The organism is Pedobacter sp. 05L430 (genome assembly GCF_056397585.1).
This window is the reverse complement of sequence record NZ_JBFTNT010000517.1, coordinates 1-1,456: the sequence shown is the minus strand read 5'-3', so window position 1 is coordinate 1,456 and position 1,456 is coordinate 1. Positions and strand designations below refer to the sequence as shown.

The 1,456-nt window shown below is 34.6% G+C and carries 2 protein-coding genes and 1 pseudogene; all 3 read right to left on the bottom strand.

The genetic code is table 11. The features are described 5' to 3' along the window. The coding region (locus tag AC1DG9_RS26985) for a hypothetical protein (RefSeq protein WP_477635682.1) at nucleotides 1-377 on the bottom strand (377 nt) is incomplete at its 3' end. Nucleotides 378-385: 8 nt separating this feature from the next. Next, a complete protein-coding gene (locus AC1DG9_RS26980; RefSeq protein ID WP_288879411.1) occupies nucleotides 386-1,222 on the bottom strand; it encodes a phytoene/squalene synthase family protein in 837 nt (278 codons plus the stop codon). 2 nt (nucleotides 1,223-1,224) lie between these two features. Next, nucleotides 1,225-1,456: pseudogene (locus AC1DG9_RS26975) on the bottom strand (phytoene desaturase); the annotation flags it as partial.

Here is a 1,456-nt window from a genome sequence, read left to right as displayed (position 1 = left end):
TCTCCCTTTATATGATCCTTATATCCCAAGAAACCTGGAAGATTTGTTTGAATGCAAAATCTCAGAAATCTGATTTCAATTTCGTGAGGATTGGCTTTTACTGCATGTTCAATTAACTTTCTTCCGTTTTTAAATTTACTCAGTTTATTAAACGGATTTATTAAATATTTAGCTTCCAGCATTTCAGATACACCTTTATAACAAACCAGAATTGATGGAGAACGGGTGTCGACAGTTTTGAGCATTGCTGAAAGTCTGAAAGCAGATTCTTTATTTTCAGCCGCCCTGTAATATAAATCTCGTAATTCAGACAAGTTCGGTTCATTAGCCACAATGATTTTGGATGACAAAAGTGAAATAAAAATAATTAATAACATTAAAACCCTCATAAAGCATTTATTTTATATCTGATGATTGAGTCGCACATTAAACCAATTTTATGACTATTTGAAATTCTTATCCGTTCAGACAACACGCACTCGGCGGTAGTTCTTTTTATTTTATGAAATAATTCCCTATAGTAAATGTAGGCAAGATAAACTCCTCTTCTTGAAGAAGAAGGTAATTGTTTTATCCCCACAAGAGCAGCCTTAAACTCATTTTCAATATCCTCTTCGATCATTTTCTTATCGGCATTTGAAAAACTGGAAAGATTTACACCTGGAAAATATGTTCGGCTAAGGTTATTATAATCGGCCTTAACATCCCTTAAAAAGTTTACTTTCTGAAAAGCAGATCCCAATTTCATAGCCGATTCTGTAAGCCTATTATACTCTTTATCATCACCTTCGGTAAAAACCTTTAAGCACATTAGTCCAACTACCTGTGCCGAACCTAAAATGTATTGGTCGTATTTTTCCTGTGTATAGGTGTTCTGTTCCAGGTCCATTTCCATACTTTTTAGAAACAGATCGATTAGGTTGCCGCTAATCTGATATTGATTAACAGTTTGCTGAAATGAATTCAAAACAGGATTCAGACTTATCCCGGCCTCAATAGCTTCGAAACAATCCCGGCTGAATTTTTCAAGCAGCTTTTGTTTATCATAGTTATGAAAACTGTCGACGATCTCATCGGCCAGGCGAACAAAGCCATAAATAGCATAAATGTGTCTCCTTAGTTTTTTACTTAAAAAATAAATACCAAGTGAAAAACTTGTACTATATCTCTGAGTAGTTATTTTACTGCACTCTGCTGATAGTTTATCAAATATCTCTTTCATAATCAGTGATTAAAGTACTTAACRAGTTGTTGGGCGGCTACATTACCAGAAATAATTGACGGTGGAACACCAGGACCGGGAACGGTTAGCTGTCCAGCATAAAAAAGGTTGTCTATTTTATTATTTTTAAGTGAGGGTTTTAAATTAGCAGTCTGCATTAAGGTATTTGCCAATCCGTATGCATTCCCTCTATAGGAATTGTAATCGGCTATAAAATCAGAAACACAATAACTT

Coding starts and splice junctions, on each gene's coding strand:
- AC1DG9_RS26980 (WP_288879411.1), bottom strand. CDS start 1,222: ATGAAAGAGATATTTGATAAACTATCAGCAGAGTGCAGTAAAATAACT.